Below are 4295 nucleotides of genomic sequence, written 5' to 3' on the forward strand. Positions count from 1 at the left end.
GCGCGCGGCCGCTACGCCGTGGCGCAGGAAATCATCACGCCCTTCTACGACCCGAGCAATCCCTCGACCGCGCTGATGTGCACGGCCGACGCCTTCAGCCAGGCCAAGGAGGAGTGGTTCGCCGGCGTCTCCGACACCGGTAGCTTCCCGCACTCGGCGATCTGCCAGCTCACCATGACCGCGCCGGACGGATCGCAGTACGGCGGCACCGGCTTCTACATCGGCAACAACCGCATCCTCACCTGCGCGCACAACCTCGACGGGATGAGCAGCTGCGACATCGTCCCCGGTCGCAACGGCGCCGGCGGCAAGCCGTTCGGCGAATGCACCGTGGCCAGCGGCTCCTGGCGCGTGGCGCGCCCGATGTACAGCGGCGACGGCGACTGGGCGCACGACCTGGCGGTGATCGACGACGTGCCGATCGCCGCGCCGAACGGCCGCTACTTCGAGTTCCTCAACGCCACGCCTTCCGACCGGATGCCGCTGGTGGTGTGCGGCTATTCCGCGGGATCGCGCGCGGTGCCCGGGCTGACCGACATCATCGACGGCGATATGCAGCACCTGCACGGCGGCTACGCCCGCGCCATGAACGACCAGGACACGATCGACTATCCGATCCTGTCGCTGATGGGCGCCAGCGGCTCGCCGGTGTACACGCTCACCGGCAGCGGCAGCGACCTGCAGGCGCGGGTGTGCGCGGTGCACGTCACCGGCGAGCCGGCGGCGCAGGGACTCAACCGCGGCTGCTTCATCACGCCGGCCAAGATGGACTGGATCGAGAAGCGCGCCACCAGCTTCTCGCTGGCGGCCGCGCCGCGCCCGCGCGGCGTCTCGCGCCTGATCGCGCGCCGCCCCGCCGCGGCGGTCCGCGCCCAGGGCGCCTCGTCGCGCGCGCTGATCATCGATTCGGACGACGTCGAGCGCGCGCAGCGGTACGCGCCGCAATGGGCGGATCTGTTCAACTGGACGGTGCCGGGCGCGGTCGACGCCGCGCTGTCGGCGCGCGGCATGCGCGTGCAGCGCATCCAGGACGCCGGCGGCGAGCTCAACCTCGACCGCTACGAGGTGCGCTGCGACCAGCTGCCCTCGGGCTGGAGCGAGGCCGACGTGCTCCGGCACATCCGCCTGAACCTCAACGCCTTCGTCGACACCGACAACAGCGAGTTCCTTCCCTACGACGCGGGCGTGGACGATGCCACGTGGAGTTCGGGCTCGCCGGTGGGCGCGGTGTTCAAGATCGACATCGCCGGGCCGGACAACGCCTCGGTGGTCGGCAGCCTGGTCGAGGACGGCCGCTGGCGCTTCACCACGATCAACGCGCCCTGGTCGGGCGATCACCCGGTCAGCGGGCATCGCGAGTTCGGCGTGCGCGGCGAGGGCGGCGCGTGGGTGTTCTACACCCGCGGCGCCGACCGCTGGACCGGCGGACCCGGCTCCTCGATCGGCTTCTTCGCCGCCGATCGCCTGTGGCGCAGCTTCCAGACCAAGGTGGCGGAGTGGATCAACGGCAACGGCGGTTCGGCCGGCGTGCTTGAGCCCTTCAGCGAGCGTTTCCATCCCGAGGTGGTGCGCATCCTCTACGGCACCAATGCGCAATCGCTGGCCGCGCGCTCCCTGGGCGCGAACGGCCGCGGCGCCCGCGCGGATGCTTCGCAGCGATCGCGCGCGTTCTCCGCCGTCTCCAGCCAGATGCTGCCGGATCATGCGCTGACCCTGCTCGCGCAGCCGGACAAGGACGCCAGCTGGGCGGCCTCGCTGGCGATGCTGTGCGGCTTCCGCCAGCCCCAGGGCGCGCCGCTGCCCGAAGCGCTGTCGCCGCAGGCGCTGGCGCGCGAGATCCAGGCGCTGCTGCCGCCCGGCAGCGCCGACAATCGCTACAGCCAGCCCCTGCTCGACGCGGTGTGCGCGCGCTACGGGACGGCCGTGGTCGCGGCGCCCGCCGCCGGCGGCTACCAGTCGCCGCGGCAATGGGCCGACTGGCTCGACGCGCACGGCCCGCTGTGGACGACCGTGCTCGGCGAGCCGCACTCGGTGGTGGTGGCCGGCATCCGCGGCGATCTCGCCGATCCGGCCGCGGCCCAGGTGCACATCTTCAATCCCTGGGACACGCNCGCTGTGGACGACCGTGCTCGGCGAGCCGCACTCGGTGGTGGTGGCCGGCATCCGCGGCGATCTCGCCGATCCGGCCGCGGCCCAGGTGCACATCTTCAATCCCTGGGACACGCGCGTGGCCTTCGACAACGATCCGCTGGCGTTCAACGTGGCCAACAACGGCTACGAGACCTGGGTGCCGTTCGACCAGTTCGCGGCCGACTTCGCCGAGATCGCCGGGGCGGGACAGGCCAACTGGCGCGTGCTGCACCTGCCCGCGCAGACCGCGCTGGCGCAGTCGCTGGCCGGCGGCCGGCGCCGCCCGCCGCCGCGCGGCACGCGCGCCGTCGCGGCCGAGGCCGACGGCGCCGACACCGGGCGCTGGCCCGACCCGCCCGCGCCGGTGGTGGGGGCGCGGCAACGCAATGCGCGCGGGCGCAGCGCGGGCGGGGGGGGCCAGCGCACGGTGTCGGCGCGGTCGGCCTCGGCCTCGCTGGCGCGCGTGCCGCGCGCCGGCGGCCGGCGCCGGCCGCCGGCGCGCGGCACGCGCGCCTTCGAGGCCGAGGCCGACGGCGCCGACACCGTGCGCTGGCCCGACCCGCCCGCGCCGGTGGTGCGCGCCCTGCAACGCATGCCGCGCGCGCTCAACGCGGCCGTGGTGGAGATCGCCTCGGCCGTGGTCGGCGCGACCATGGAGCGGGTGATGAGCGACGAGGGCGACGTCACCTGGGAACTGGACCAGCTGCGCGGCTACAAGCATCCCAACGACGTCGCGCCCAGCCCGCTGCCGCCGGCCAGCGACGCCACGCCGATCCGCCTGACCGACTGGCCCAAGGGCGAAATTGGCTTTGGCGTCACCGACGAGATCAGCGCCGGCTTCGAGATCAACTGGCAATACAACGGCAAGTCGGTCGGCAACGTGCTGATCAGCAACATCGCCACCAACGACGCGGTCGGCTGGGGGCTGTCGGTGAAGGCGAAGATCATGGACGACAACATCGTCTATCCGCGCGACAACCCGAGCTTCGCCGCGCTGCGCATCCGCTTCGAATACCACTTCCGCGGCCCGCCGCTGGTGTCGGACAAGATCGCCATCCGCGACGTGCGCCTGTTCGGCGACGGCACCTACAGCGACGAAGGCCGCTGGGAGCAGACCTGACGAAGCCGGATTGACGAAGCCGGATCGACGAGACCGGATCGACGAGACCGGATCGACGCACTCCGGACACGACGCCGCCCACCTTCACGGATTCCCGCCATGGCCGACCTGCCACGCTCTCGCAGCGCCATCTTCCCCCCGCGCAACGGGCACGCGCCCGCGCGCGCCATGGCGGAAGGCGATGCGGCGGCCGGCGCCTCGCCGCCGGTCGCCAATTCCAAGCCGCAGGCCACCGAGACCATCGCGCGCCGCGCCGGCGCGATGGTCAACGAGATCGACTTTCCCGGCTTCGTGGCGCAGCTGGTCAACGGCACCTTCGACGCCATCGTCGACGCCTCGATCCGGCAGATGGAGAGCTACTCCAGCATGGTCTCGGCCGTGGCCAAGACCGTGGAGCAGTTCACCGAGGAGAACGTCACCCCCAACCAGGCGCGCGACTGGCTGGCCAGCCGCTATCCCGGCGACATCCAGCTGCTGCTGCCCGACGGCGCCGAGCGCACCGAGCCGCAGCTGGCGCCGCGCAGGGAAGGCCTGCAGCCGGCCTGGCTGGCGGATTTCGGCGTCGGCGAGGGCGAGGAGCTGACCGCCGAGATGCTCGAGCAGACCGTGCTGCCGCAGGTGCGCATGAAGGTCGGCGGCGAGCGCCAGCAGCTGCTCGCCACGATGGTGATGCTCGGCATGAACCGCGTGGTGGTACGCGACGGCTGCATCAGCAGCAAGGTGATGTTCCGCGCCGCCGCCAACGACGCGGCCAAGGTCGGCTACGCCACCGGCAGCGATCCGCAGCAGGTCAACAACTGGGGCGAGCGCGGCGCGCTGAGCTATGCCGGGCAGGGCTCGACCATGGTCTCGACCGTGCAGGTCAACGCCCAGAACGAATCCAACGTGCGCGCCGACCTGTTCGGCGAGGTCAAGCTCAATTTCGTCAGCGAGACCCTGCCGCTCGAGCGCCTGGCCGACGCGGCCAAGATCGCGCTGGTGCAGCGGCAGGCGCCGGCCATGCGCGCCGCCGCGCCGGCGCTGCCGGCCGCGCCCGCGGCGCCCG

2 protein-coding genes and 1 pseudogene are annotated in these 4295 nt (G+C 72.4%); all 3 read left to right on the forward strand.

Annotated features, from left to right (window positions below; all coding sequences use genetic code 11):
* Positions 1 to 264: 264 nt before the first annotated feature.
* A pseudogene (locus MD221_RS17690) lies at positions 265 to 2049 on the forward strand (papain-like cysteine protease family protein); the annotation flags it as partial.
* Positions 2050 to 2125: 76 nt separating this feature from the next.
* Complete coding sequence (locus tag MD221_RS17095; RefSeq protein ID WP_242113301.1) at positions 2126 to 3250, forward strand: hypothetical protein; 1125 nt, start codon at positions 2126 to 2128, stop codon at positions 3248 to 3250.
* Positions 3251 to 3349: 99 nt separating this feature from the next.
* The coding region (locus tag MD221_RS17100) for a hypothetical protein (RefSeq protein WP_242113302.1) at positions 3350 to 4295 on the forward strand (946 nt) is incomplete at its 3' end.

The organism is Luteimonas aquatica, from assembly GCF_022662575.1.
Taxonomy (GTDB): domain Bacteria; phylum Pseudomonadota; class Gammaproteobacteria; order Xanthomonadales; family Xanthomonadaceae; genus Luteimonas; species Luteimonas aquatica.